General features: G+C 57.4%; 25 protein-coding genes and 1 pseudogene. 13 read left to right on the top strand and 13 right to left on the bottom strand.

Features of this window, described 5'->3' with window-relative positions; all coding sequences use genetic code 11:
- Nucleotides 1-118: 118 nt before the first annotated feature.
- From V6617_RS02165 to rnk, 4 genes are all read right to left on the bottom strand, one after another.
- Nucleotides 119-1390 (bottom strand): O-acetylhomoserine aminocarboxypropyltransferase/cysteine synthase family protein, encoded by a 1272-nt coding sequence (locus tag V6617_RS02165; RefSeq protein ID WP_338608783.1) that lies wholly within the window; start codon nucleotides 1388-1390, stop codon nucleotides 119-121.
- A 67-nt stretch (nucleotides 1391-1457) separates the two neighbouring features.
- Entirely contained in the window at nucleotides 1458-2807 is a 1350-nt protein-coding gene (gene gdhA / locus V6617_RS02160) for an NADP-specific glutamate dehydrogenase (protein ID WP_338608782.1), read from the bottom strand.
- Between the two features lie 109 nt (nucleotides 2808-2916).
- Nucleotides 2917-3417: a hypothetical protein gene (locus V6617_RS02155; protein ID WP_338608780.1), complete on the bottom strand. Its 501-nt coding sequence runs from the start codon at nucleotides 3415-3417 to the stop codon at nucleotides 2917-2919.
- Nucleotides 3418-3543: 126 nt separating this feature from the next.
- Nucleotides 3544-3951 carry a nucleoside diphosphate kinase regulator gene (gene rnk, locus V6617_RS02150; RefSeq protein WP_338608778.1) on the bottom strand — a complete coding sequence of 136 codons (408 nt, stop codon included), beginning with the start codon at nucleotides 3949-3951 and terminating at the stop codon, nucleotides 3544-3546.
- 863 nt (nucleotides 3952-4814) lie between these two features.
- On the opposite strand from rnk, the gene V6617_RS02145 reads away from it, so the two are divergent.
- The 3 genes from V6617_RS02145 to V6617_RS02135 all read left to right on the top strand — a co-directional run bounded on the left by V6617_RS02145 (nucleotide 4815) and on the right by V6617_RS02135 (nucleotide 7692).
- Nucleotides 4815-5303 carry a PTS sugar transporter subunit IIA gene (locus tag V6617_RS02145; protein WP_338608776.1) on the top strand — a complete coding sequence of 163 codons (489 nt, stop codon included), beginning with the start codon at nucleotides 4815-4817 and terminating at the stop codon, nucleotides 5301-5303.
- A gap of 243 nt (nucleotides 5304-5546) precedes the next feature.
- Nucleotides 5547-6935, top strand: a complete 1389-nt coding sequence (locus V6617_RS02140) for an MFS transporter (RefSeq protein ID WP_338608774.1) — start codon at nucleotides 5547-5549, stop codon at nucleotides 6933-6935.
- Complete coding sequence (locus V6617_RS02135; RefSeq protein WP_338608772.1) at nucleotides 6925-7692, top strand: uroporphyrinogen-III synthase; 768 nt, start codon at nucleotides 6925-6927, stop codon at nucleotides 7690-7692. Before V6617_RS02140 ends, V6617_RS02135 begins: the two co-directional genes overlap by 11 nt.
- A 355-nt stretch (nucleotides 7693-8047) precedes the next feature.
- Here V6617_RS02135 and V6617_RS02130 read toward each other — a convergent pair whose 3' ends face one another.
- From V6617_RS02130 to V6617_RS02115, 4 genes are all read right to left on the bottom strand, one after another.
- Nucleotides 8048-9061, bottom strand: a complete 1014-nt coding sequence (locus tag V6617_RS02130) for a fatty acid desaturase (protein WP_338608771.1) — start codon at nucleotides 9059-9061, stop codon at nucleotides 8048-8050.
- Nucleotides 9061-9252 carry a DUF4167 domain-containing protein gene (locus V6617_RS02125; RefSeq protein WP_338608770.1) on the bottom strand — a complete coding sequence of 64 codons (192 nt, stop codon included), beginning with the start codon at nucleotides 9250-9252 and terminating at the stop codon, nucleotides 9061-9063. Before V6617_RS02125 ends, V6617_RS02130 begins: the two co-directional genes overlap by 1 nt.
- On the bottom strand, nucleotides 9252-9503 hold the full coding sequence (locus tag V6617_RS02120; RefSeq protein ID WP_338608769.1) for a hypothetical protein: 252 nt from the start codon (nucleotides 9501-9503) through the stop codon (nucleotides 9252-9254). The genes V6617_RS02125 and V6617_RS02120 overlap by 1 nt, the downstream gene beginning before the upstream one ends.
- Before the next feature lie 380 nt (nucleotides 9504-9883).
- Complete coding sequence (locus tag V6617_RS02115; RefSeq protein ID WP_338610798.1) at nucleotides 9884-10090, bottom strand: cold-shock protein; 207 nt, start codon at nucleotides 10088-10090, stop codon at nucleotides 9884-9886.
- Between the two features lie 723 nt (nucleotides 10091-10813).
- Here V6617_RS02115 and V6617_RS02110 point away from each other — a divergent pair.
- On the top strand, nucleotides 10814-11446 hold the full coding sequence (locus V6617_RS02110; RefSeq protein ID WP_338608768.1) for a LysE family translocator: 633 nt from the start codon (nucleotides 10814-10816) through the stop codon (nucleotides 11444-11446).
- A 45-nt stretch (nucleotides 11447-11491) separates the two neighbouring features.
- On the opposite strand, the gene V6617_RS02105 is transcribed toward V6617_RS02110, so the two are convergent.
- The 3 genes and pseudogenes from V6617_RS02105 to V6617_RS18990 all read right to left on the bottom strand — a co-directional run.
- Entirely contained in the window at nucleotides 11492-12022 is a 531-nt protein-coding gene (locus V6617_RS02105) for a hypothetical protein (protein ID WP_338608766.1), read from the bottom strand.
- A 305-nt stretch (nucleotides 12023-12327) separates the two neighbouring features.
- On the bottom strand, nucleotides 12328-13239 hold the full coding sequence (locus V6617_RS02100; RefSeq protein ID WP_338610797.1) for an agmatinase: 912 nt from the start codon (nucleotides 13237-13239) through the stop codon (nucleotides 12328-12330).
- A 235-nt stretch (nucleotides 13240-13474) separates the two neighbouring features.
- Nucleotides 13475-13597 (bottom strand): annotated as a pseudogene (locus V6617_RS18990) (IS91 family transposase); the annotation flags it as partial.
- A gap of 420 nt (nucleotides 13598-14017) precedes the next feature.
- Between V6617_RS18990 and V6617_RS02095 the strand changes: the two are divergent.
- The 3 genes from V6617_RS02095 to V6617_RS02085 are packed head-to-tail and all read left to right on the top strand — an operon-like array spanning nucleotide 14018 to nucleotide 17468.
- The gene (locus V6617_RS02095; RefSeq protein WP_338610796.1) at nucleotides 14018-14830 is read left to right on the top strand and encodes an SDR family oxidoreductase; all 813 of its coding nucleotides are present in this window, start codon (nucleotides 14018-14020) and stop codon (nucleotides 14828-14830) included.
- 32 nt (nucleotides 14831-14862) lie between these two features.
- The gene (locus tag V6617_RS02090; protein ID WP_338608764.1) at nucleotides 14863-15837 is read left to right on the top strand and encodes a TIGR03885 family FMN-dependent LLM class oxidoreductase; all 975 of its coding nucleotides are present in this window, start codon (nucleotides 14863-14865) and stop codon (nucleotides 15835-15837) included.
- Nucleotides 15837-17468 (top strand): alpha-amylase family protein, encoded by a 1632-nt coding sequence (locus tag V6617_RS02085; protein ID WP_338608763.1) that lies wholly within the window; start codon nucleotides 15837-15839, stop codon nucleotides 17466-17468. The genes V6617_RS02090 and V6617_RS02085 overlap by 1 nt, the downstream gene beginning before the upstream one ends.
- 15 nt (nucleotides 17469-17483) lie before the next feature.
- On the opposite strand, the gene V6617_RS02080 is transcribed toward V6617_RS02085, so the two are convergent.
- Nucleotides 17484-18107, bottom strand: coding sequence for a hypothetical protein (locus tag V6617_RS02080; protein WP_338608762.1), 624 nt, complete (start codon nucleotides 18105-18107; stop codon nucleotides 17484-17486).
- A 202-nt stretch (nucleotides 18108-18309) separates the two neighbouring features.
- Here V6617_RS02080 and V6617_RS02075 point away from each other — a divergent pair, with 202 nt between their 5' ends.
- Complete coding sequence (locus V6617_RS02075) at nucleotides 18310-18594, top strand: hypothetical protein (RefSeq protein ID WP_338608761.1); 285 nt, start codon at nucleotides 18310-18312, stop codon at nucleotides 18592-18594.
- Between the two features lie 178 nt (nucleotides 18595-18772).
- Here V6617_RS02075 and V6617_RS02070 read toward each other — a convergent pair whose 3' ends face one another.
- Nucleotides 18773-19156 (bottom strand): DUF202 domain-containing protein, encoded by a 384-nt coding sequence (locus tag V6617_RS02070; RefSeq protein ID WP_338608760.1) that lies wholly within the window; start codon nucleotides 19154-19156, stop codon nucleotides 18773-18775.
- A gap of 618 nt (nucleotides 19157-19774) precedes the next feature.
- On the opposite strand from V6617_RS02070, the gene V6617_RS02065 reads away from it, so the two are divergent.
- The 5 genes from V6617_RS02065 (at nucleotide 19775) to V6617_RS02045 (ending at nucleotide 22256) form a co-directional block, all read left to right on the top strand.
- Nucleotides 19775-20290 carry a ferritin-like domain-containing protein gene (locus tag V6617_RS02065; protein ID WP_338608759.1) on the top strand — a complete coding sequence of 172 codons (516 nt, stop codon included), beginning with the start codon at nucleotides 19775-19777 and terminating at the stop codon, nucleotides 20288-20290.
- Nucleotides 20291-20308: 18 nt separating this feature from the next.
- On the top strand, nucleotides 20309-20533 hold the full coding sequence (locus tag V6617_RS02060; protein WP_338608758.1) for a hypothetical protein: 225 nt from the start codon (nucleotides 20309-20311) through the stop codon (nucleotides 20531-20533).
- Between the two features lie 289 nt (nucleotides 20534-20822).
- Nucleotides 20823-21647 (top strand): manganese catalase family protein, encoded by an 825-nt coding sequence (locus V6617_RS02055; RefSeq protein ID WP_338608756.1) that lies wholly within the window; start codon nucleotides 20823-20825, stop codon nucleotides 21645-21647.
- 78 nt (nucleotides 21648-21725) lie between these two features.
- Nucleotides 21726-21908 (top strand): hypothetical protein, encoded by a 183-nt coding sequence (locus V6617_RS02050; RefSeq protein ID WP_338608754.1) that lies wholly within the window; start codon nucleotides 21726-21728, stop codon nucleotides 21906-21908.
- 90 nt (nucleotides 21909-21998) lie between these two features.
- Nucleotides 21999-22256 (top strand): hypothetical protein, encoded by a 258-nt coding sequence (locus V6617_RS02045; RefSeq protein WP_338608752.1) that lies wholly within the window; start codon nucleotides 21999-22001, stop codon nucleotides 22254-22256.
- The last annotated feature ends 122 nt before the right edge of the window (nucleotides 22257-22378 follow it).

Raw genomic sequence — 22378 nt, 5'->3', positions numbered from 1 at the left:
GTCCAAGGCGATCAAAAAAGCGACCGTGGCACGCCAGAGCGGGCCGCAGCCCGTTGCCCCATGCCACGCTCGTTTTCGCCGACCGATAAATCGCGGCCTACACGCTCAAGGCACCCTCCTATAGACCCGCCAGCGCCTGATCGACGTCCGCGATGATGTCATCGATATTTTCAATGCCCACCGAAATGCGAACAAGGTCTTCCGAAACACCTGCCAATCTCAGTTCATCGGCATCGAGTTGCCGATGAGTGGTTGTGGCCGGATGGCACGCCAAGGATTTGGCATCCCCAATATTGACCAGCCGGTAGATCATTTTCAGCGCATCGATGAATTTCCCACCGGCGTCACGTCCGCCAACGACTCCGAAGCTGACGATCCCCGACGCCTTGCCGCCAGCGATCTTGTCACAGATAGGTTTATATCGACTGGTGTCGAGCGCTGCGTAGTTCACCCAATTTACCTTTGGGTGGGACTGCAAATATTGCGCGAGCTTGAGCGCGTTTTCGCAGTGGCGCTCCATACGCAGGCCCAAAGTTTCAAGTCCCATCATAATGAGAAATGCATTGTGCGGGGACAGCGCGGCGCCGGTGTTGCGCAGCGGCGCGACCCGGCAGCGACCGATATAGGCAGCTGCACCAAGCGCCTCAGTATAGACAACGCCATGGTATGACGGATCGGGTTCGTTGAGGATTTTGAAGCGCTCCTTGTGCGCCGCCCAATCGAACTTCCCCGAATCCACGATCACGCCGCCAATGGCATTGCCATGCCCGCCGATATATTTCGTAAGCGAATGGACAACGATATCGGCACCAAATTCGAACGGACGGCACAGAAACGGCGTTGCGACCGTGTTGTCGACAATCAGTGGCACGCCGTGGCGATGAGCGATCTCAGAGAGCTTTTCGATGTCCACGACATTGCCAGCAGGGTTGCCAATCGATTCGCAAAAGACCGCCTTGGTGTTTTCATCGATCAACGCATCGAATGCATCAAGATCATCACCTGGAGCCATACGCACTTCGATACCTTGGCGCGGCAAAGCGTGCATGAACAAATTATAGGTGCCGCCATAAAGCTGACTCACCGAGACGATGTTATCGCCTGCCCCGGCAATTGTCTGGATGGCATAAGTGATCGCAGCCATGCCCGAGGCCACCGCAAGGGCTCCTACACCCCCTTCGAGGGCCGCCATGCGCTGCTCGAGCACCGCAGAGGTAGGATTCATGATGCGCGTATAGATGTTGCCCTCAACCTTGAGGTCGAAGAGATCGGCCCCATGCTGGGTATCGTCAAATGTATAGGAGGTCGTCTGATAGATCGGGACAGTCGCCGCTTTGGTCGTAGGCTCGGGCGTATAGCCGTGGTGAAGCGCAAGAGTTTCGAGTTTCATTAAATTTCCTCCGTATAAGACACTGCCATGATAGGCTGAGCCAATCTAGGACACCATCAGTTGGCGCTTAAATTATGCCGAGCGCAGACATGGCATCGGCAACGCGGACAAATCCCCCGATATTGGCGCCCGCCACATAATTGCCTGGCAGACCATACTCATCGGCGGTTTGTGCGCAGTGATCGTGGATATCCTTCATGATTTCGGCAAGGCGTTCTTCGGTCTGTTCAAACGTCCAGGAATCGCGCGAAGCGTTTTGCTGCATTTCGAGCGCACTGGTGGCAACCCCGCCAGCATTGGACGCCTTGCCCGGACCAAACAGGATTCCCGCCTCTTCAAACATGCGCACGGCCTCAGGTGTGCAGGGCATGTTGGCACCTTCAACAACGGCGACAACACCGTTTTCAACAAGCGAACGGGCGTCCTTACCCGTCAGCTCGTTCTGGGTTGCGGCAGGAATGGCGAGGTCGCACGGTACGGTCCATATCGATCCCGAGGCGTTGTAATGAGCCCCATTGCCGTTGAGCTCGGCGTATTTCTCGATACGCCCACGCCGCTTTTCCTTTATCTCTTTTAAGAGCGCGATATCGATGCCGCTCTCATCGACGACGTACCCGCTGGAGTCCGAACACGCCACTACCGTGGCGCCCAGTTCGATGAGCTTTTCCATCGTATAAATGGCAACATTGCCCGAACCCGAAACAACGGCCCTTTTCCCGGAAAGATCGGTTTTGCGCATGCGCAGCATTTCGGCCAGAAAATAGACGGCGCCGTAACCGGTGGCTTCCTTGCGGACCCGCGAGCCGCCCCAGCTCAGCCCCTTGCCGGTCAGAACACCCGATTCATAGCGGTTGGTCATGCGCTTGTATTGACCGAACATATAGCCGATCTCACGCAGTCCCACTCCGATGTCGCCCGCCGGAACGTCGGTATATTCTCCCACGTGGCGAGAAAGTTCGGTCATGAACGCCTGGCAAAACCGCATGATTTCTGCGTCGGACTTGCCCTTGGGGTCGAAATCGGACCCTCCCTTGCCGCCGCCAATCGGCATACCGGTCAGGGCATTTTTGAAGACCTGCTCAAAGCCGAGAAACTTCACGATGCCCAGATTGACGCTTGGATGGAACCTTAGCCCACCCTTGTAGGGTCCCAATGCAGAGTTAAATTGCACGCGGAAACCCCGGTTGATCTGCACATATCCCTGATCATCGGTCCATGACACGCGGAAGATGATCTGTCGTTCGGGCTCGCACAACCGTTCGATCAACCCTGCACTGCCATAGTGGGGGTGTTTGGCAACAACCCGTCCCAGGCTGTCGAGCACTTCGCGAACAGCTTGATGAAACTCGTCTTCGCCAGGGTTACGTCGAAGGACTTGCGAATAGACAGGACCGAGGATGTCGTCGGTAGCGCTCATTGTTGAAATACCTTTTGTTGGGCGATGCGGCGCAAGGGCGAGAGGATCGCCCTTGCGCTCAATCGCCATCGCGCGGGTCATGGGGCCGACTGCACGACAGCAATGGAAATCATGCGGCAGAGGGGCCGGGATCATCTCCCGGCTGCAGGCCTGAGTGGCGAGACACGGGCTGCTGGCTATCGCCACGGCTTTCGACCAGATGCAGATCGGCTGGTTTTCTCCGGGCCCTGCTTTCGGCCTCCGGCTGGTAGAGCACAGCGTGGATTTCGAGCGCGACGACGCGCCCGCTAAAATCAATCGCGATCTTGTCTCCTGCGGCCTGACCCAAGAGCCCTATCCCCCGTAGGCTGGCCACTGACTGATGGTCCTGGCCCGGGACGTAGTGCTCAAGGGTTACCAGTCGGCGCTCTTGCGGCCACCCGTCATCCACCGTGAAGGCGACGCGAGACCCGATCGTAACAATCTCGGCTGGAAGATCGTCGGCAAATACAATTTTTGCGAATTGCATTTTCTTGCGGATGGCATCGATCAGCAGCTCGTCGTCGCCTAAATGGTCGGCGAGCATGGTTTCCAGGATTGCAAAATCGCGCGGTGTGAGTTTCGGCAGCATGGCAGGGCTCATGATATGGACCTCTGTTGAAAACGGGGCAGCACACGAGACCAGACCGACCTCATGACGGCCTGGCCCTATGCTCCGAACTTGAGCACTGCTTTCACTGCGTTATGGGCGTCCATATTACTGGCTCTGCTCGACCCGGACGACGGTCAAGGACAGCCGACGGCCGTCGCGAGCGGTCCAGGGAATACTTTGTCCTTCGCGCAATCCGATGAGTGCAGCACCAATCGGGGTGAGCACGGATACTTTTCCCGACGAGATGTCCGCTTCGCCGGGGAACACCAACTGATAGGTGCGGTCAAAACCATCGGTCGTGGTAAAGGAAACAACGGATCCCAGCCGCACGGCATCTTCGGGCAGCTTGGACTGAGCCACGACACGGGCGCGATCCAGTTCGTTCATGAGCTGGTCGGCAACATTGGCCATGGGGCCGGTTATACCGTTCGCCATGGTCATCAGTTTTCCATGATCCTCGACACCAAGGATCAAACGCGGCAAGGCCGCCGATTTTATTGCAGCTTGAGACATGATTGCACACGATCTCCGCCAGTCACTGTGCCGGCGGTCCAAAATTCTAGTGGATTGTGAAGGCGCCAAAGGCGCTGATCGTGCAAACGATGAGCGCACCTCCCGAAGCTCGGAAGGCGCGAATGGCCGAGCTTCGGGCTACAGTCCTATTACGGGCTGTCCCTTGAGCATTTTCAGAAGTGTCAAACGCGCTCGGATCATCATGAGACCATAGCTAGCGCTTTGGGCGGGGAAGTCAAGCGAGCCGCTGTGCATGCGACCGAGGGTCGCCTCAGATGCGCTCGGGCATATCCAACCCGTAATTGGCACCGGGACGCGGAAACCGAACAGGCCAGTGATCTGGAAGTGGCTTGAAGCACCATGGGCACCGCACGGCAGCCCGTGGAATGGTTTCGGTACAATGACGACATGTGAAAGGGCTGAGAGAATTGCGCACACCGGCCTCCGCTCGCGCTTGCGAGAAAGCAAAATGGATAAGGACTATGAGGCCCGAGGCGGTGTGTTGGCGCTAACGCCTTGCACATTCCCCGCCCCGGGGGGCAGAGAGTGCGCCAATTGGCGTCCTGGTGCAGGCGGTTTGGATCGATGTGCGAAGCATGGCTATTCACTTAGCATCGGAAGTTCTTTTTACAAGTCGTGGTGCCTTCGATGCAGCGCGACAAAAATGCCCAGTTGACTTAATTAAAATCAACGCTAGCTTGCTGGGCCATGAACACTTGTCATTTCCCACCCATTTGTCGGTTTGTGCCCAGCGACCGGGATGCCTGACCCGGAAGCTGCGAAACACTTCGCGCTTCCGGGACAATACTCACGACAACTTTAATTCTTTGGTCGGCAGCAACGCTGCCTGACGGAGGTTCGTGATGGCACTCGCAAGTGTTTCGTTCGAAATAGATTTCACAATCGATAGGACATCCAGATCGCGCAAGGCAGCCTTGAGCTCTCTGGCTCAACGCATTGGGTCGTGCAGACCCGACATCTCTCTACATGATATCAGCAACTGCCTTCTGGCGCGTGAGAAGCTGGGATCTACAGCCATCGGCTCGGGCGTTGCAGCGCCCCATACAATCTTCAAACAGAGCTGCCCGCCCCTGGTCCAGGTCACCCAACTCAAATACGCTATCGACTTCGACGCAAGTGATGCCACCCCCGTGGACGTGTTGTTGTCTGTTGTGGGCAATCGCCACGATTTGCGCTGGCTGCACCTGGCTCTCCCCCGCTTTGCCAAACTGGCCGAGGCGCCCGAATTGGCCGCCCGGTTGCGCGCAGCCAAGTCTGCTTCCGCAGTCGAAGATATACTGGCAAGTGTGGGCATCTATTCGGAACGAACGCTGCCCAACAAGGCAGCATAGCACCATGATCATTCCCACATTTTGGAGACGATCTCAAACCGGAGAGCTGGCCCTGGCCGGCACATTGCTGCAACCAGGGGTGACATTCTCGCGGGTCCCAATTTTGGGATCTCTTCCCTAAAAGTTCGCTAGCAATTGCGAACCCATTGAAGGCTATCAAGATGGCAAAACGCAAGGGCGATCAGCAGCGCCTACAGCCCAGAAAGAAAAAGCAGAAACAATCCCTCGCTCCCGACTCGATCAGTGGTCTGCCCTCTGGATCGTTCGCTCCTGAAGCTGGTAAGCGAAAAGGCAAGTAAGCATTGGGGCAGAAAAACGCTGCCCCCATTCTTTGTGATGATGAGTACCAATATGCTGTCTCGCCGCCCGTTGCCTACTTCGGCAAACACCCACGCTTTATATGGCTCGGTCTGGCAGGCTGCCCTACCTTTGATGGTCTTGGCGCTGGGCCACACAATTTCCAACCTTGTGCGAACGCTTCCGGCGGTCTCTGCTGATCTGGTCGCTCAGGACCTGATGGTATCCGCGGGCGATATCGCAGCAATGACCGGATTTTATCATCTGGCGTTCGCTGCCGGACAGATTCCGGTAGGGGTCGCTCTTGACCGCTACAGCGTCAAGGCCGTCATCAGCACCCTCCTGGGCATCATTGTCGTAGGGTCGGTTTTTGCTGCGCTCATTCAAGGCCCGGCGGGCTTTGTCATAACGCAGATCATTCTGGGCATCGGGTGTTGCGGCATGCTCCTGTGTCCCCTCACTTACGCCGCACGAACGACCGACCCGAGCCGGTTTGCCCTCTGGTCAGCCGTGATTTTGGCGATAGGCAACACCGGCATGGTGATCTCGGCAAGCCCGATGGCATGGCTCATCGAGCACTACGGCTGGCGCCTGGCCTATGGTTTGCCCGCACTGTTTGCGCTGATCGTGCTCGTCACTGTGCAACTGACTATTCGGCCGGTGCGGCCTTCCCACGAAGTGCCTGCCAGCGTGGGTTCGGAAATCAGGGAAGTGCTGAAGATTGGCATCTCGCCAGTGCTTCGCGGTGTCATCGTTCTCGCCTTTGTGTCTTTTGCGGTGATGATCGGCGTGCGCGGCATGTGGGGCGGCCCATGGTTGATGGAGGCCAAGGGTATGGCGAGGGTCTCAGCAGGCAATGTGTTGCTCGTTTTAACGCTCATGCTGATTGTCATGCCGATGGCTATTGGGCTCATCGAAAAGCGTTTTGGCCGACCTTACATGTTGCTCGCGATTGGCCATGTGCTTGCAGGAGTGGCCCTTGTTCTCATCCCGACCGGGGCAGAAAACGGATTTCTCGCGCGCGTGATGGGCATTGATGTTCTATCGGCACGTTTTGATATCACCTTGATCGTCGCGTTCGGTGTCGTGATCTCGGTCCAGCCACTCCTGTTCGCGCTCGGACGCGCCTCCGTCGAACCCCGGCACGCCGGCAAGGCGCTTTCGGCGGTCAATTTGTCATTTTTTGTCGGAGCGGCAGCTATTCAGGCGGTGTCAGCTCCCGTGAACGCATCATTCGGTCTGGCAGGGATTTTTGTGTTTCTTGGCGTGCTCAGCATCTTGGGTGGCTGCGGGCTATGGTTCTTTCGCAACGTCGGAGCCCAAAATGTCCAATGACTTGTGCAGCAAAAAGATCATCATGCTGACAAGACCGTACGGTCAGGCATATGGCATGATCGAGTTGGTTCGTAAGCTTGGATGGCCAGCCTATAACGAACCGATTGTGGAAATTGAGCCAATTTCCGGACCAGTGGGGTGGTCATCCAATATTGCAGCGATAGCGGTTACATCGCCAAACGGGGCAAGATGTTTGGAGAGCGTCGCCGGTCTTGCCAGAACCATACCAGTCTTTGCTGTGGGCTCGGCGACAGCTGACGAACTTCGGTTGCGCGGCTTTTCCAACATCGACGTCAGCGATGGAACAGCACAAACTCTTATCCAACGACTTACAAAAAGAATGCCGCGCCATACTGGTGTCATCGCGCACGTAAGCGGCGAGCATATAGCCTGCGACATCGCCGCCGAGCTCTCTGCGCGCGGATACCGTTCCATCCGCGTTGTCGTGTATCGCGCCAATCTGCGACAAACTCTGACCGAAACCGGCCAGGTACTCTGTCGGACCAATCAAATTGGAGGCGTCATTTGCATGTCAAAGCGCATTGCCGCGCAACTCACAGTCCTATTGCGAAAACATCAACAGATGCAAATCCTTCAATCGGTCCCGGCGGTAGCCATGAGCCTGCCAATTGCCGATCAATTGCATCAAGATGGCTGGAGAAAGATCCGCGTTGCTTCCGAGCCGTCAATGGCTGCAACCTTGGACGCCCTGGCAATGAAAAACCGTGCGAAGAGCTGGCTGCGTGCCCCAAACTGACCGTGCGGCGAGCTTGGTCTCGGCCTTCCGGCGCTTGCCACAGAAATCCTAGCAGGGATCGAGACGACCTATGCGGAAGGGCAGCTTTCAGGATACGCCCAAGGCTGGACGAACGGCTGGAATTGGGGCGCGTTGCTGCCTGGCGGGTTCGGGGCCGTTTCCGGCCGGTCCGGTTTTGGCCGCAGATCTGGGTGAGCCGCCGTCCGGCAAACAATCCCATTCTTGCGTTCGCCCACCCTGATCGACGTCCCGAACGCTGCCGCGCTGCGAATTGGCCGCTAATGTCGGAATCGAGGTAGCGGTTCCGCTCACTACCGACCGCCACGCGGGAAATTGGGCGGGGCATCGCACAGCGCTAGGCAAGAGCCTCTCGGAATGAGACCAGCTTACGACGACGCTCATCCCACAGCACCAACTTCACACCAGCGAGGCTGTCGGCAATCGATATCCTGCCGATGGCCTTGAGCTCGGGGTAGTCGCGCAGAACTTCGGGCAGGCGATAGTACGGGATCCTGCTGGCGAGGTGATGCACGTGATGTATGCCGATATTGGCTGTCAGCCATCCGAGAATGCCGGGCAAGTCGTAGTAGGACGAGCCGTGCAGGGCCGCCTCCTTGAACTTCCAGTCGGACGCGGGAGCCCAGTGTGTTTCCTCGAACTGGTGCTGGACATAGAAGAGCCACACGCCGACAGCCGCTGCCATAATCACAATAGGCAAGTGGACCAAGACGAGGGCCTGCCAGCCGAATACCCACACCATGCCGACGGCGAGCACTGCGATGCCGACGTTCGTCGCCATGGTGGAAAGCCAAGGTTCCACGCCGGAGCGCATCATGCCCACCGGCCAACGGTGCTGTAGGAGGAACAGCCACAGCGGGCCGACCCCGAACAGCACGATCGGATGGCGATAAAGGCGGTAGCGCAGTCGCCCCCTCATCGACAGTGCCCGGTATTCACTGACGGTCAGTGTTTCGACATCACCGATGCCGCGCCTATCGAGATTGCCCGTAGTGGCATGATGCTGGGCATGCGTTCTTCGCCAGTAGTCGTAGGGAGTCATGGTCAAGACGCCGATGATGCGCCCCGCCCAATCGTCCGCCTGCCGGTGCGCGAAAAAGGCGCCATGGCCGCAGTCATGCTGGATCATGAACAGGCGGACGAGAAAGCCGGCGGCCGGAATGGTGAACATTAGGCCCCACCAGAAACCATAAGCAACCGACGCCCAGGCCAGTCCCCAGCAGAGGAGGAACGGTGCAAGTGAGATTGCCAACTCAATCGCGCTGCGCCAACGGTTGGGCTGGCGATAGCGGGACATGATCTGCGGCCATGGCCTTTCGGTTGACGCCACGTCTGGTGCAAGGTCGCTCATCATCGCGTTCCTTCAGTTGTGCAACGAAGGAAGTGCTCCGCGTGCTGGTAATAGTTTTCCGCGGCGACTTGGTCGCCAGCGGCGGATTGGGCATCGGCCAGCTTCAAGTAGTGCTGCCTTTGAGCCTTGGCGGCATTGCGGTCAACGGGTGGTTGATCAGGCCGGTTGCCCCTTGTGCTGAAGTTCCTCATCAGGCCGCGATCGTCTGACCTCTAAGAGGGTATGCAGCGGCATCATAGAGTGCGCGGATGGCCTCCCATTCGAAGCGCACTTCATTGACTTCGAGAAATGAACCGGCCCGGCCAATGCTGGGCAAGTCCTCGACAACGTAGCGAATGGCCTCCGCCGCCGTCGCGAAACGACGGTAACGGGTCTGCTGGGTCTTGGCGTAGCGCCGGCTTGGAAACAGCTCTGCACTGGCCTTGTAATTGAACTCATCCATGGAAGAATTTCTCTGGGTTCGTGTGGTGGTATCGACGGTGTGGCATTCGATGCGTTGGTGTTTACCGGTAGCGATAGTCCAAACTTCGATAGAGCCACCCATTGCTTCGCTTGAAAGTAGGGAGTTGCCGGCATCGATGGCTCACGGGCTCCACTTCTTCAATAGCGATGCGGATCGCCGTGGCGGGGTGCGAAAGGTTCTGGAACCTTACGCGAATGCAGTCGGCCAGTGGCTGTCGAGGTAGAGCTCGGCGCACCTGGAAGTCTGGACAATTCATAAAGTTCTGGGAATCCGACATATATGTCGCGGATCTTGTAATCTTCGCCTCGACCAGTCCGGGAGGCGAGTGCCGTGCCAGCAAGTGGCCCGGGCGCGAGATCTTAGAGGAGCGTAAGGTTGGTCGCGGCGATCTTGCCGTCTCGCCCGGTTTCAAGTTCGTAGGAGAGCTTGTCGCCTTCATGAAGGCCGTTGAGGCCAGAGTGTTCCACGGCGGAGATATGGACGAAAGCGTCTTTGTCGCCACCCTCTGGTGCGATGAAGCCGAAGCCCTTGGTCATGTTGAAAAATTTAACGGTGCCGTTGATCATTTGTGTGGTTCTTCTTGTGTAGCCCAGGCCGGAGCGAGCGGGCGATGATCCAGAGGCAAAACGCCAATGGATGTCTAAACGTTCGCAAAATAGGGAAGGTGGCCAGGCCGGCGAACCGGTGAAACAGGCAGCCAACGGAGGCTGAAAACGTAAACCGCTTATGACAGAGGTTTGTGGCGAACAAGAGGCGAACACGACGTTGCGGTGGACACGTCCGACCCGGCCAGCCCAGATCAACTCGATGTCTACTGAATTGAGAGGCTGACGGTGCCAGCCTTGATGAACGAAGCCGACTGCCATAGCCGGTTTACTGCACGCCTGGAGGTCAGTCGTAGGCCGCCGGGATTGTCGTCTCCTCACCGAGCGTCACTGACGAAAGGAGGCCTGACGGTCCCTACCCCGACGGTGCTGCAAACTCAGCTGCTGTGTGGTGCATAAACGGGAAGCGAACCGGTGCGGCAAGGTCCGGTTGAACTTGCTGCTTGCCAAAAAGTTGCCAGTCCGCATTCCGCCCCAAATTCAACTTTCGACCGGCCGATCCGCTCAGTGGACATGATCGGCCCAAAAGTATACGGGACACTGTGTCCTGCCATTGACGGTAAACTGACATAGTCCACATCAACTAGATTTCGTTCGGTTCGAGCCACGCTGCTACACTCGCTGGACGGTCGCTCACTTGCTATCTATGATCGACGATCTCTTCCAGCGACTGGACCGCTGACGATGCCGTCGATCGAAATTCTCATTGCCTTCTTTGTCGCAACATTTGTCTTTGCCTATATGCCCGGGCCCGCAATGCTCTACGCTGTTGCGCAGACCATTGCACGTGGACGCAGGGCTGGGTGGATGGCGGCATTGGGTATCCACATTGGCGGCTACGCACATGTCGTTGCCGCAGCGGCTGGGTTGGCATTGTTATTCGAGATTGTTCCACCGCTCTACATTGCCTTGAAGCTGATAGGTGCCGCCTATCTGGTTTGGCTGGGTCTGAAGCTTTTTCTGGCAAAGGAATCCAGTGCCACGTCCAGCCTCCAAGTCGAGTCAAAGTCCCCGCGTCGGGCCTTTTGGGAAAGCATCACTGTTGAAGTCCTTAACCCCAAGACCGCCATTTTCTATGTCGCGTTTCTGCCCCAGTTCACCGACGCTGGCGCAGGTTTCGCGGTCTGGCTCCAACTGCTCATCCTTGGCACAATCGTCAACGTGCTATTTTCGAGTGCAGACGCTCTCTGCGTATTACTGGCCGACAGGGTCACAAATTTCCTTCGCGCCTCTCGGTCGGCCAATCGACTTGCCCAGCGCATTGGCGGCGGCATGCTGATGGCCCTGGGGATTAATGTTGCACTCAGCCGCCAGTAACTTCGCCGTGCCTTCAATCCTTACTGGAGGCAGACAGTCTGAAAATCAGCTTATCAAAGCCGCTGGGACATAAGCGGCCGGTCCGCGATCCACTTTTAGGCGGTGATCCAGTTTGTCCAGCATTGCCCGCATGCGCTCCTCATCCTGCCTTCGCCGGATAACATAGAGAAACGAGGCGCAATGTTGCACGATGGTGCAGTTTCCATCCACCACCGGGCCTACAAAAATAATGGCCCAGAATGTCTCGCCATTCTTGCGCTTATATAGTGTTTCCGGATAGGCGGCATCGAAGCCATGCTCGAATGCATGTTCGATTTTCGCCTGCGCCTCCGGATCAGTTTCCGGCCCATCATAGAGTGATAGGATCGTCCAAGCACCTCCTCCCGCTGGTGTCCGGTAAGCTCTAGAAAATTGGCATTTGCGAATGATTGGATTGCCGGGGAGATTCGGATCGGAAATCACCGTTGGCATTCGCGTGCCTTGAACGGCTATGACGAAAGGGCCTCCCGTATCGACTCCTGCGTTTATATCTGCTTCGGCATCCTTTCGATTTCTCTTGGCCTCTTCGCCCACCATGTCTCGGTTCTTCTTAGGCCAGCACCGATCCCTCGACGCTTGCGGGACAACGGCTGTGGAGGCTCCTTATCCCAACTATTCCTTACTCAGCAGGCGAAAAGAGCGGTGTCAGCGCGTTATACAACGGACTCGCAGAGGAGAGGTTGCGTATGGCTTCAGATCGCAGCTACCCAAAAATGCACCGAAACCACGACGTTGTGGGACAGGGACTTTTCGCCCGCGATTGGGAGAAAACGGTAGTGTGACGCTAGAGAGCGAGCTTCTAAATGAAAGGACGCTCCTCAATCAAGCAAGTGCTATTGCCCCTACGTTTGACGGACAACCCGTCCGATGGCGTTCACCAAGATGCGCGAGGCTGTTAGGGCTGATAGGCCGCTGGGATCTATCGTGGGCGTCAGTTCCACAAGATCAAAGCCTACGATCTTTCCACGTCGACTGGCACCGGCAACCAGGTCGATTGTCTGGGTGTAGGAAAGTCCGCCTGGCGTGGGTGCCGCTACCCCCGGCATGACAGCAGGATCGAGGCCGTCGCAGTCTAGCGTGACGACGACTTGAGCGCCCTCTGGGATATGGCTAAGGGCGGCTTCAACGCCGTGTGCGTGAACCTCACGTGCCGTTGCGATGTGGCTACCGTAAGCCTGTGCAGCTTTGACTTCTGATTGTCGCGCACTTCCCACGCTACGGATGCCGACTTGCACAATGCCCGCAACATGCGCCATCTCGCTTGCCCGGCGCATCGGGCTGGAAAAGCCGTAACCCTCGCCACCAACCTCATCCCGCCAATCAATATGGGCGTCGATCTGCAGAACCCAAACCGGTCCCCGCTCGGCAAAAGCGGCCAGGAAAGGTATGAGCACGGAATCGTCACCCCCAATCAGGATCGGCACCGCCGTTTGCCCCAAGATCTCGCGAGTTTTCGCCTCGATCCGAGTACGGTTGGCCATGGCATCGTGCGGAGAGGTCTCAATGTTTCCCACGTCTATGCACGAAACAGGACCATTGCCAAACAAAGGTCCGGCAAGATCGAAGTCCCAGTTTTCGATCAATTCCGCATCCGCTTGACTAGCGGCTCGAATGGCATCGGGAGCGAGTGCATGGCGGCGGCTGTCCTGGCCGTGATAGGCCGTGCCGTGGCCGGCGCCGAAGATCACCGCTCGTAGAACATGGCCGTCTGGAAGGCGGTCGGGCAAATTTAGGAACGTGATCGGAGAAGTCATCATGCTTCCGTGCTTCATTACGGACATACTCCAGGAGCAGTGGCAGCTTATCGCAATTTCAGACCAAAAGCCGACCTTCTCCGTTTCACCTCACTTTGGACATTGAAGCGACCCGAGAGGACTGGCGGCTTTCAGGAAATTGAGCAGCCTGCCTGAACGACCGGAACAGCGAAGGATTTCGCTTGCGTCAGACGTACGAAAGCCCCCATGCGGGGAGTGAGCGAGCCATGCCGAGTCATGGCGCATTCTCCCGGTTCGTTGCCACCGTATTTGGCGGTCCGCTCGGCTGCCTCCAGCGTTTGAATATCTCGATGACAATCATGCGTCCGCCGCAGCACGGGCATGGCGGGCCAACGTCTTACGGTTTTTCGGCTATGGCGTGATTGGGCTAAGACTGCGCTCAGAAGCTCGCGGGCGTAACCAATGCGGGCCATGTGTAACCTCAGGCTTTTGACCCGAGGCTACCGTGTCACAAATGGTCGCCTTCAACCCAGAAGTTACGCGATACTGGCAGAGGTTGTTACGTCACTCCAGGGCACACCCTGATGCGACGCCAGTCAAGGAGCGAGCGGCGCTGTGGATGCAAAAGGCCGAACGCTCAATTGGAACCCTGACCTCAAGAACGACTTGTCGATATGAGCGATCCGTCCCGGCCGTTGCGCCATCAAGTCCGATTGGTGGATCGCAGACACCGAGAAGACACCAAAAGGAACTGCTCGTGCCCCAAGACCCAAGAAACAAATACCCACAGCCGCCGCAGCCCAAGCAGCGTCAGGACATGCCCGGCTACAGTGAACCGATGACACCAGATCCCGACCACGGGGAAGAGACCTATAAGGGCAGCGGCAAGTTCGAAAACTGCGCCGCCATTATTACCGGCGCGGATTCTGGAATCGGACGTGCGGTCGCAATTGCCTTTGCCCGCGAGGGTGCCGATGTGATCATCTCGTATTTCAGCGAGGACGAAGACGCCAAAGAGACCGCGCGATGGGTCGAAAAAGCAGGACGCCGGGCGCTTCTGGCGCGCGGAGACGTAAAGGACGAAACCTATTGCCGATCGCTGATCGAAACGGCCCTCGAGAAATTCGGGCGGCTCGATGTTCTTATCAACAATGCGGCCCATCAGGCGAGTTTCGAGAGCATCGAAGACATCAGCACCGAAGAATGGCACACGACCCTCGACACCAATCTTTCCGCCATGTTCTATCTGTGCCGCGCCGCCGTTCCTGTAATGAAACCCGGCAGCAGCATCATCAACACCTCATCGATAAACTTCAAGCAGCCCTCGTCCGGCCTGCTTGCCTATGCCATGACCAAGGGGGCAATTGCCAATTTCACCGGCGGGCTCGCGGGGCTGGTTGCGGATAAGGGGATTCGCGTCAACGCGGTTGCTCCCGGACCGATCTGGACGCCGCTTATTCCTTCGACCCTGCCTGAAGAGAAGATTGAATCGTTCGGCAAGAGCACGCCTCTTGGACGTGCGGGCCAGCCCGCTGAGCTTGCCGCTGCATATGTCTATCTTGCTGCCGAGGATGCCAGTTACGTCACCGGCGCGGTGTTACCCGTCACCGGGGGCAGGCTGATGCTGTAGGCCCGAGCATTTCCGGATGATGAGTCGAGACAATGATGGAAGTCGGTTATCACGCCTCTCATGAACAGTTTGCGCCAAAGCAATTGAAGCGCCTGACGTCCCTGGCGGAAGGCGCGGGATTTGCGCATGCAATGTGCTCTGATCACTTCCATCCCTGGGGCCACCAGCAGGGCAACTCTGCCTTTACATGGGCGTGGCTCGGTGCCGTGCTGGAAGCGACAACGCTGAGCTTGGGCACGGTCACGCCTCCAATGGGGTTCCGGTATCATCCGGCTTTGATCGCTCAGGCGGCAGGAACGCTGTCGCAAATGTATCCGGAGCGATTTGCATGGCTGGCGATTGGTACAGGCGAAGCTCTCAATGAACATATTGTGGGGCGGTCGTGGCCGTCCAAGTCCGGCCGCGATACGATGTTGCAGGCGGCTGCAGAGATCATCCGCGCGCTATGGGCAGGCAAGACGGTTTCCCGAATCGGCCCAATCGCAGTGGATAGGGCAAGACTCTACTGCCGCCCCCCTGTTGCCCCCGATCTGTTCTGTGCCGCATTGACCCCGGCGACGGCCAGGGAGCATGCGTCATGGTCGGACGGCTTGCTGACGGTCAACCAGCCTCCTGACCGACTGGAAGAAATAGTCCAAGCCTATAGAGAGGGCGGCGGCGAGGGAAAGCTGTACCTTCAAGTGCATTTGAGTTGGGCCGAAACCGATGCGCAGGCGTCTGAACAAGCTCTGGATTGTTGGCGCTACAACCTTGTCTCGCCGGCGCTGGCCTCGCAACTGCCCATGCCGGAAGATTTCGAGGCCGCGACACGCACAGTCGGCGTAGCGGACCTCGATGGACGCGTCTTTTGCTCGGCCGATCTCAACCGCCACGTCGAATGGCTATCGCAATTTGCAGCATTGGGTTTCAGCCGGCTCTACCTGCATTTCGTGGGACCCAATCAGCAGGCTTGTATCGAAGCCTTTGCTCGCAACGTTCTTCCTCCCCTACGTCGAAAGATCGAATAATGGACGATCCACATTGGTACAAGAATGCGATCGTTTACGCGCTGGACGTCGAAAAGTTCTACGACTCCAACGACGATGGGATCGGTGATCTTCCGGGGGCGACCGAGAAACTGCCCTATCTGGCCGATCTGGGGATAACGGTCGTGTGGCTCCTGCCAATCTATCCCAGTCCCCGGCGGGACAATGGTTATGACATCAGCAATTACTACGACATAGATCCGCGCTTTGGAACGACCGAGGATCTCATAGCGCTGGTTCGGCGCGCCGGGGAATTGGGATTGCAGGTCATCATGGATCTCGTCGTCAACCATACCTCCGACCAGCATCCCTGGTTCAAGGCGTCGCGGTTGGACAGCGAATCCGGCTATCGCGATTTCTATGTATGGTCCTCGGCACCGCCACCGCCACCGCCCGGGCACGCAACAATGTTTCCCGGCAGCGAGGACAGCGTCTGGACCTTCGATGACGTGGCCCAGAGCTATTATTTCCATCGCTTCTATCATTTCGAGCCCGAACTGAACCTTCGCAACGAGCGGGTCCGACAAGCGATATGCGACATCGCCGACTACTGGCTCTCGTTCGGCATTGCCGGCCTGAGGCTGGACGCCGCCGTTCCGATGATCCGCGAAAAGGGGCAGAAGGGCGCTATTCCCGCAGATCCCCACGAAACGCTGCGCGAGATCTATGGCTTCATGCAGAAGCGCAAGCCGGGTGCGGTGTTGCTCGGAGAGGTGGACGTCGAACCCGAAGATGTCCCATCCTTCTTTAAGCACGACGTGCAGATGAACTTGTTCTTCAATTTTTACATGTCGAACTACCTGTTTCTCGGGTTGGCCACCGAGAAGGCCGAAGTGATAGCCAGGGCGCTCGATATGCTCCCGCCTCTGCCACCTCAATGCGGCTGGGCCAATTTCCTGCGCAATCTCGACGAACTCGATCTCGAGCGGCTCGATCCCGACGAGAGGGAACAGACCTTCGCAAGCTTTGCGCCAAAGCAGAATATGCGGATTTATAACAGGGGCATCAGGCGACGACTGGCGCCGATGATGAAGGGCGACCAAGGTCGGATTATCATGGCGTTCAGCCTGCTGTTTTCGCTGCCCGGTGCGCCGATGATCGTTTACGGCGACGAGATCGGCATGGGCGAGGATCTTTCGCTTCCAGAACGGCAATCGGTACGGACGCCCATGCAGTGGACTTCCGGACGCAATGGAGGCTTTTCAAACGCCCGGAAAGATCGGCTGGCCGCGCCCGTAATCGAAGAAGGTTTCTTTGGTATCGCCGACATCAATGTCGAGTCCCAAATTGAAAACGCCGACAGCCTTAGGTCTCAAATCCGCAAGCTGTGCCATTTACGTCGAGAGCATTCGGCCTTGACCGAAAGCGGCCCCAGGCTCATCGAGACTGGCGATGGCAGCGTTCTGGGGATCGCTTACAATCTTGGCGAAAGGCATCTGGCAATTTTGCACAATCTGTCTGCCGACCCCAAAATGGTTGAACTCGGCCCGATCGGCACCGGTGTGAGTCGGCTTACTCAAGTGGCCGGGACGCCGTGTCTTGCTGACCCAGACTCCCACGAAATTGACTTACCCGCCTATGGTTTCGGGTGGTTTCTCTCAAGCAGAGTCTAAGCTGAGCCAACCGCCTTAACCCTGGTTCGCGACGATGTCCCGGATTTTGCGACGTTCCCGCCGCGACCGTATCTGCCGTGTCTCAGCGGATTCAGCTCCCAGGTACCACGTCTCACCCCTCCATTCCGCCTTGAAACGACGTTTGGCGCCAACCAGGAGATCCTCTGAGGAATAGTCGGCAATGATCATCACTTCGAGGACGACGGGATCGCGAGACTCGCTGAAAATTTGGGGGTCTTCGCTCTGTCGGATGACCTTGTCGAGGATTTCATCAAATGTCCCGACTGACGTATATTCTCCAGGGCGCAAGGGTCCCTGGTGCGTGCGTTCTCGGGGATCGACCGGTGATTTGTCCCCGTCAAGAGGAACAATGTCAGTTACAGTATGGGTCGCAACCTGCTCTCCGCTCCTTACAGTCACAATCACACTTTCCAGATACATCGCTTCCGAACTCATGTTGCTCACAAAGCAGTGCGCGTCCAACGCAGACCCACCGGCGCGATTGATAACGATTTTGGGGCGAACCTGACGGCTGTAACTGCGAAGAAAGACCTGAAGATAAGCCATCCATACAAACAGCATGGCAACGCCCGATGCCGCGTTGATGGCGTCACTGTATTCGACAAACCATTGAAGCACTGCCGTCACCTCTCAGAGTCAAGATAACGGTGGCATATGTTTGGAGTTCCCGGTCGGAGAGCCAGTACCGCCGTCCCCTTCATCGTCTCCTATCCCTCGGTCAAACGTATAGAATTGCGGTGCGCCCCAATACCGCCGCACGCGAAATGGGGCCCGACATGTTCTCAACACTATGGTCTGATAGGCTTGCTAGGATTTAGCGATGGCCGCTGGAAACTATCGGGAGAACCCGATCATGCACGATCTGCAGGAACGCGTCATCACCTGTCCGGAATGTCTGTCCGACAATACCTTTGTCGCAAGCTACCAGTCGCCGGGTATGCTGATTTATTGCTCACACTGTGGCGCCCTTACCGGCACCTGGGCAGACACAAGAGTTGCCCACGCATCTCGCGAAGTGCCCGGCATCCGTCACGGTGAGCGAGTATTGCGAGCCGATGATCCCGAGGCCGCTCAGCGAGGATCCGATCTGCGCCAAAGCCACTGACCAGGCTCTTGATTTGCTTGCGGGCTACCTGGCCGCCAACCAACCTCCCTAAGGCGGCACACTTCGCGAAGTGATCGTCGGGGCGGGCCACGGCACGACCTATCCCGGTCAAGTCGGCACTGGCCATGCTCCCGGGCGATTTACCTCTTCGGATCGATCCCGCGGTGAGGAAACCGAATTACAAGAGCCAGAGCGCTGCAAGCAATGTGAACGAGCCGATAGTAGACGCCACCGTCACAAACGCCAGCCGGCGGCGGCTCGACGGTGAACCATCATGTGAGTCGAGTCGGCCGAGAACCTTTTTGGCGGAAGCATACGCGGCCCAAAAGATCACGATGCCAACGCCCACAAAGACGCTGGCGCCAACTTTTGCGAGCCATGTCGGCTCGGTTGCGCGAAACAGCGCTTGAAATCCAAGCGCGACCGCGAGCGAGGCCATGCCTGTTCTAGACCAGCTACCGAAGGTTCGTTCGTTCGCAAGTATTGTGCGATCTTCGGACCATTCGGTTCTTTCGGCTGCCATTTCCTTCCGGTCAGCCACATTGTCACCTGTATCCCTCATCGTGTCTTCTTCCGTAAAAGCAGGACAGGATTCGGCTGGGCAAATCGACTCCTGCCGGGAAGATGCGATTGTCATCGATTTGCGGGGCCGATGGTAGGGCACTTTATGGAAAGGCTCCGGCGCCAGGGCTACAGGCCAAGAGGTGCGGGGAACTACGCCCGCTTCACGCCCCAGGCTAAAAATGCGCGGGACAACCTTGGCACCAAACGGCACGAATGGCGTTCGTCAATCAGGAAGTGGCCATGAGCGATCTGAAGTTGCGCGCGCTCAAGTTTGTGGCCGATGCACATGAGCCCGTTGGCCAATGTCGCAAATAAACCGGCGAGCCCTAATTGGCGTCAAGCAAAGCTCATCTTGAGGAGCGACCTGATGACGACGTGTCAGGTGATCGGTAGATCATCAGGTGAATGGTGAATGACGGCCCACCGCTTGCATCTGTAGTGTAAGTCTCGAGGGCCCAGGTGAGCGGCGCGCGTCTGGAGCGCGGGTCCCGCATTTCATGCAGATGAAACGGAACGCCGGCAAGCTCAAAAAGTTAATGACTCAGATGTAGCGGGCGGCGCGGCTCTTCACGCAGCTGTTGTCCCGATGACGGTTGTCAGCCAAATGGAGACAATAATGAACGACCACAATGAAGCTCTTGCCGTTTTTGCCACAGGGTTGAAAAATGCCCACGCCATGGAAAAGCAGGCCCTCTCGATCCTCAAGCCACAGGTCTCCCGGATCGAAAACTATCCCGATATGCGCAATCGCATCGAGCAGCATATCTCCGAGACCGAGCAGCAGATCCAGCGCCTGGAAACACTTTTTGATAGAATCGATGAAAAGCATTCGGGTTTCAAGGACATGGTGCTCTCAGTGGGCGGCTCAATGGCGGCGCTCAGTCACGCCGCAGCCGGCGATGAGGTGCTCAAGGACACCTTCGCCAACTATGCCTTCGAGCACTACGAGATAGCGGCATACAAGTCGCTCATTCGCATCGGAGATCATCTTTCGATTGCCGACACTTCAGACCTGTTGCGGCAAAATCTCGAAGAGGAGGAGATGATGGCGCAATGGATAGACGAACACGTTGGCTTGGTCTCAGATCAGTATCTGGCTCTGCGCGAGGCCGATCAACAGGCAAAACGATAGCGATCAGGAGGAATGGCAATGCAGCGCCCAAGTCTTGAGCCGGGTTTTCCCGACTATGCCAGCGAATGCCGCAAAGTGGTGGAAGCGGAATTCGAAATGCTCATGGGCAACGTTCGATCGGCGGGATGGGACGTGAAGACGGCATTGGAAGCCATACGCGAGTTGGCCGACCGATACGAGCGAGATGCCGCCGGCCGTCCGGCCTCCAATCCCTTGCCAGTCGAGATACGCCATGAAGCCTGAAGCACCCCGGGTGGGACCCGGAAATCGGGGCATTCGGCCGAGCCCGCCTGAGAACGATCCTCACAATTCTCGTGAGGAAACCGATGCACCCACCAGTCCCCAAGCTCCTCCGCGAGACAACAACAAAGATGCTGACAAGAGGCCACACCCAGGTTTTGGCCCCAAGGCTGACCGTTAGGGCCAGGATGCGACGGGTCGTTCTCTATCTCAGGTTAGGAACCCGGATATCGGGCAACTCCTAGAGGCCTTCTCCGTTGGTTCGGTCAGTCAAACCCGCCAAGGAGTCATCATGTTTCACCATTCCTCCAAGTTGCAGTTCGAGGTCAAAGTCGACAGGCCCAATCCTGTGTTTGCCAAGCATCTTCAGCAGGCCATCGGCGGCATCGAGGGCGAAATACGTGTTGCGATGCAGTATTTCTTCCAGGCCATGGGCGCGCGCGGTGATGCAAAATATCGCGACATGCTCATGATGACCGCCACCGAGGAGCTCTCTCATATTGAGTTTCTGGGTCACGCGGTCGCGCTCAATCTCGAAGGCGCACCCACCTCCATGCAGGAACAGGCCGCCAAGGACCCCGTCGTCAATGCTATTCTAGGTGGAATGAACCCGAGACACATCCTGTCCTCGGGGCTATCGGCCATGCCGGTCAATTCCAACGGTGTCCCTTTCGACATGAGCCACGTCTATGCGACTGGCAATCTCGGGGCCGATATGCTGGCCAACGCCACAGCAGAAGCAGGTGGACGGGTTCTGGCGTCTCGGCTCTATAACATGACCGACGATCAGGGCATGAAGGACATGCTGTCGTTTCTCATTGCCCGCGATACGATGCACCAGCAGCAATGGCTGGCGGTGATCGAGGAACTGGGCGGCATGGAAGGCCAGTTGCCAATCCCCAATTCGACGCCTCAGGAACATGAGGCGACCGCTCACTCATACTATTTCCTCAACACCTCCCTCGACGAAGCCACGCCCGAAGGGCGCTGGACGTCCGGGCCGTCTCTGGACGGGCGTTCGGAATTTAGTGTGGTCGAAAAGATTGAGCCGTTGGGCCAGAAGCCGAGCCTGGGCAAGGCGCGTCCCGACTCCGCTGCTCAGAACGAGCAGATGTAGCCCCCATTTGAAATGCGATGGCCGGGTAACGAAGGTCCGGCCATCGGCTTGTTCGCACACAGATGAAGGAAAAATTGCGTGGCCGTCCTCATCGCCATTCTCATGTTCGCCGTTTTCATCTTTGTTTTGATGATCGGGCTCATCTTGTTCAGCGGCACCTTCGAAGCACGCAAACGCCCCCGCGATCAAGACAGGCCCGATGCTTCCAACATCGCTCAGCCCGGGCCTGACGTGCGCGAAGGGCAATGGCCAAGCTCCTAGCCCACCCGGCCATGAGTATAGGGGGCAGTTCCAGCTTCCTTCATGGACGCTGGCGTCACCCATAAATCCTATAAAACAAGGAGAGAAATTATGGCGAATGCAGGCAAGAAAATGGGCGCCGGTGCCACCGGACAACATGGCGCAAAGCCGGCTGGAAAAACAGAGCCCGGCGAACTTCCGGACGAATTTACCTATGCTGACGAAATCCATGGACGAAACAGCTTGCAGGGCAACGACCAGCGCAATGTACGCAATCAGCGTCAGGCGCAGGCTGGGGCCAAGGGCCAGACCGAAGATGTTATTGAGAGCTTTGAAAAAAGCGAACGGCACAAAAAGAGCAAAGAGTAGCTCTAGACGGTTCGTGGGCATTCTGGGCGATTGTCACGGGCGTTAGCTGCGACGGTATCGTCATAGTGTTCCGCCCAAATGCCCACGCAGCCCATGAAAGCAAGTTCGAAAACGACACATCG

Origin of the sequence: Pelagibacterium nitratireducens (assembly GCF_037044555.1) — a bacterium.
Taxonomy (GTDB): domain Bacteria; phylum Pseudomonadota; class Alphaproteobacteria; order Rhizobiales; family Devosiaceae; genus Pelagibacterium; species Pelagibacterium nitratireducens.
This window is presented reverse-complemented; position numbering and strand designations above follow the sequence as displayed.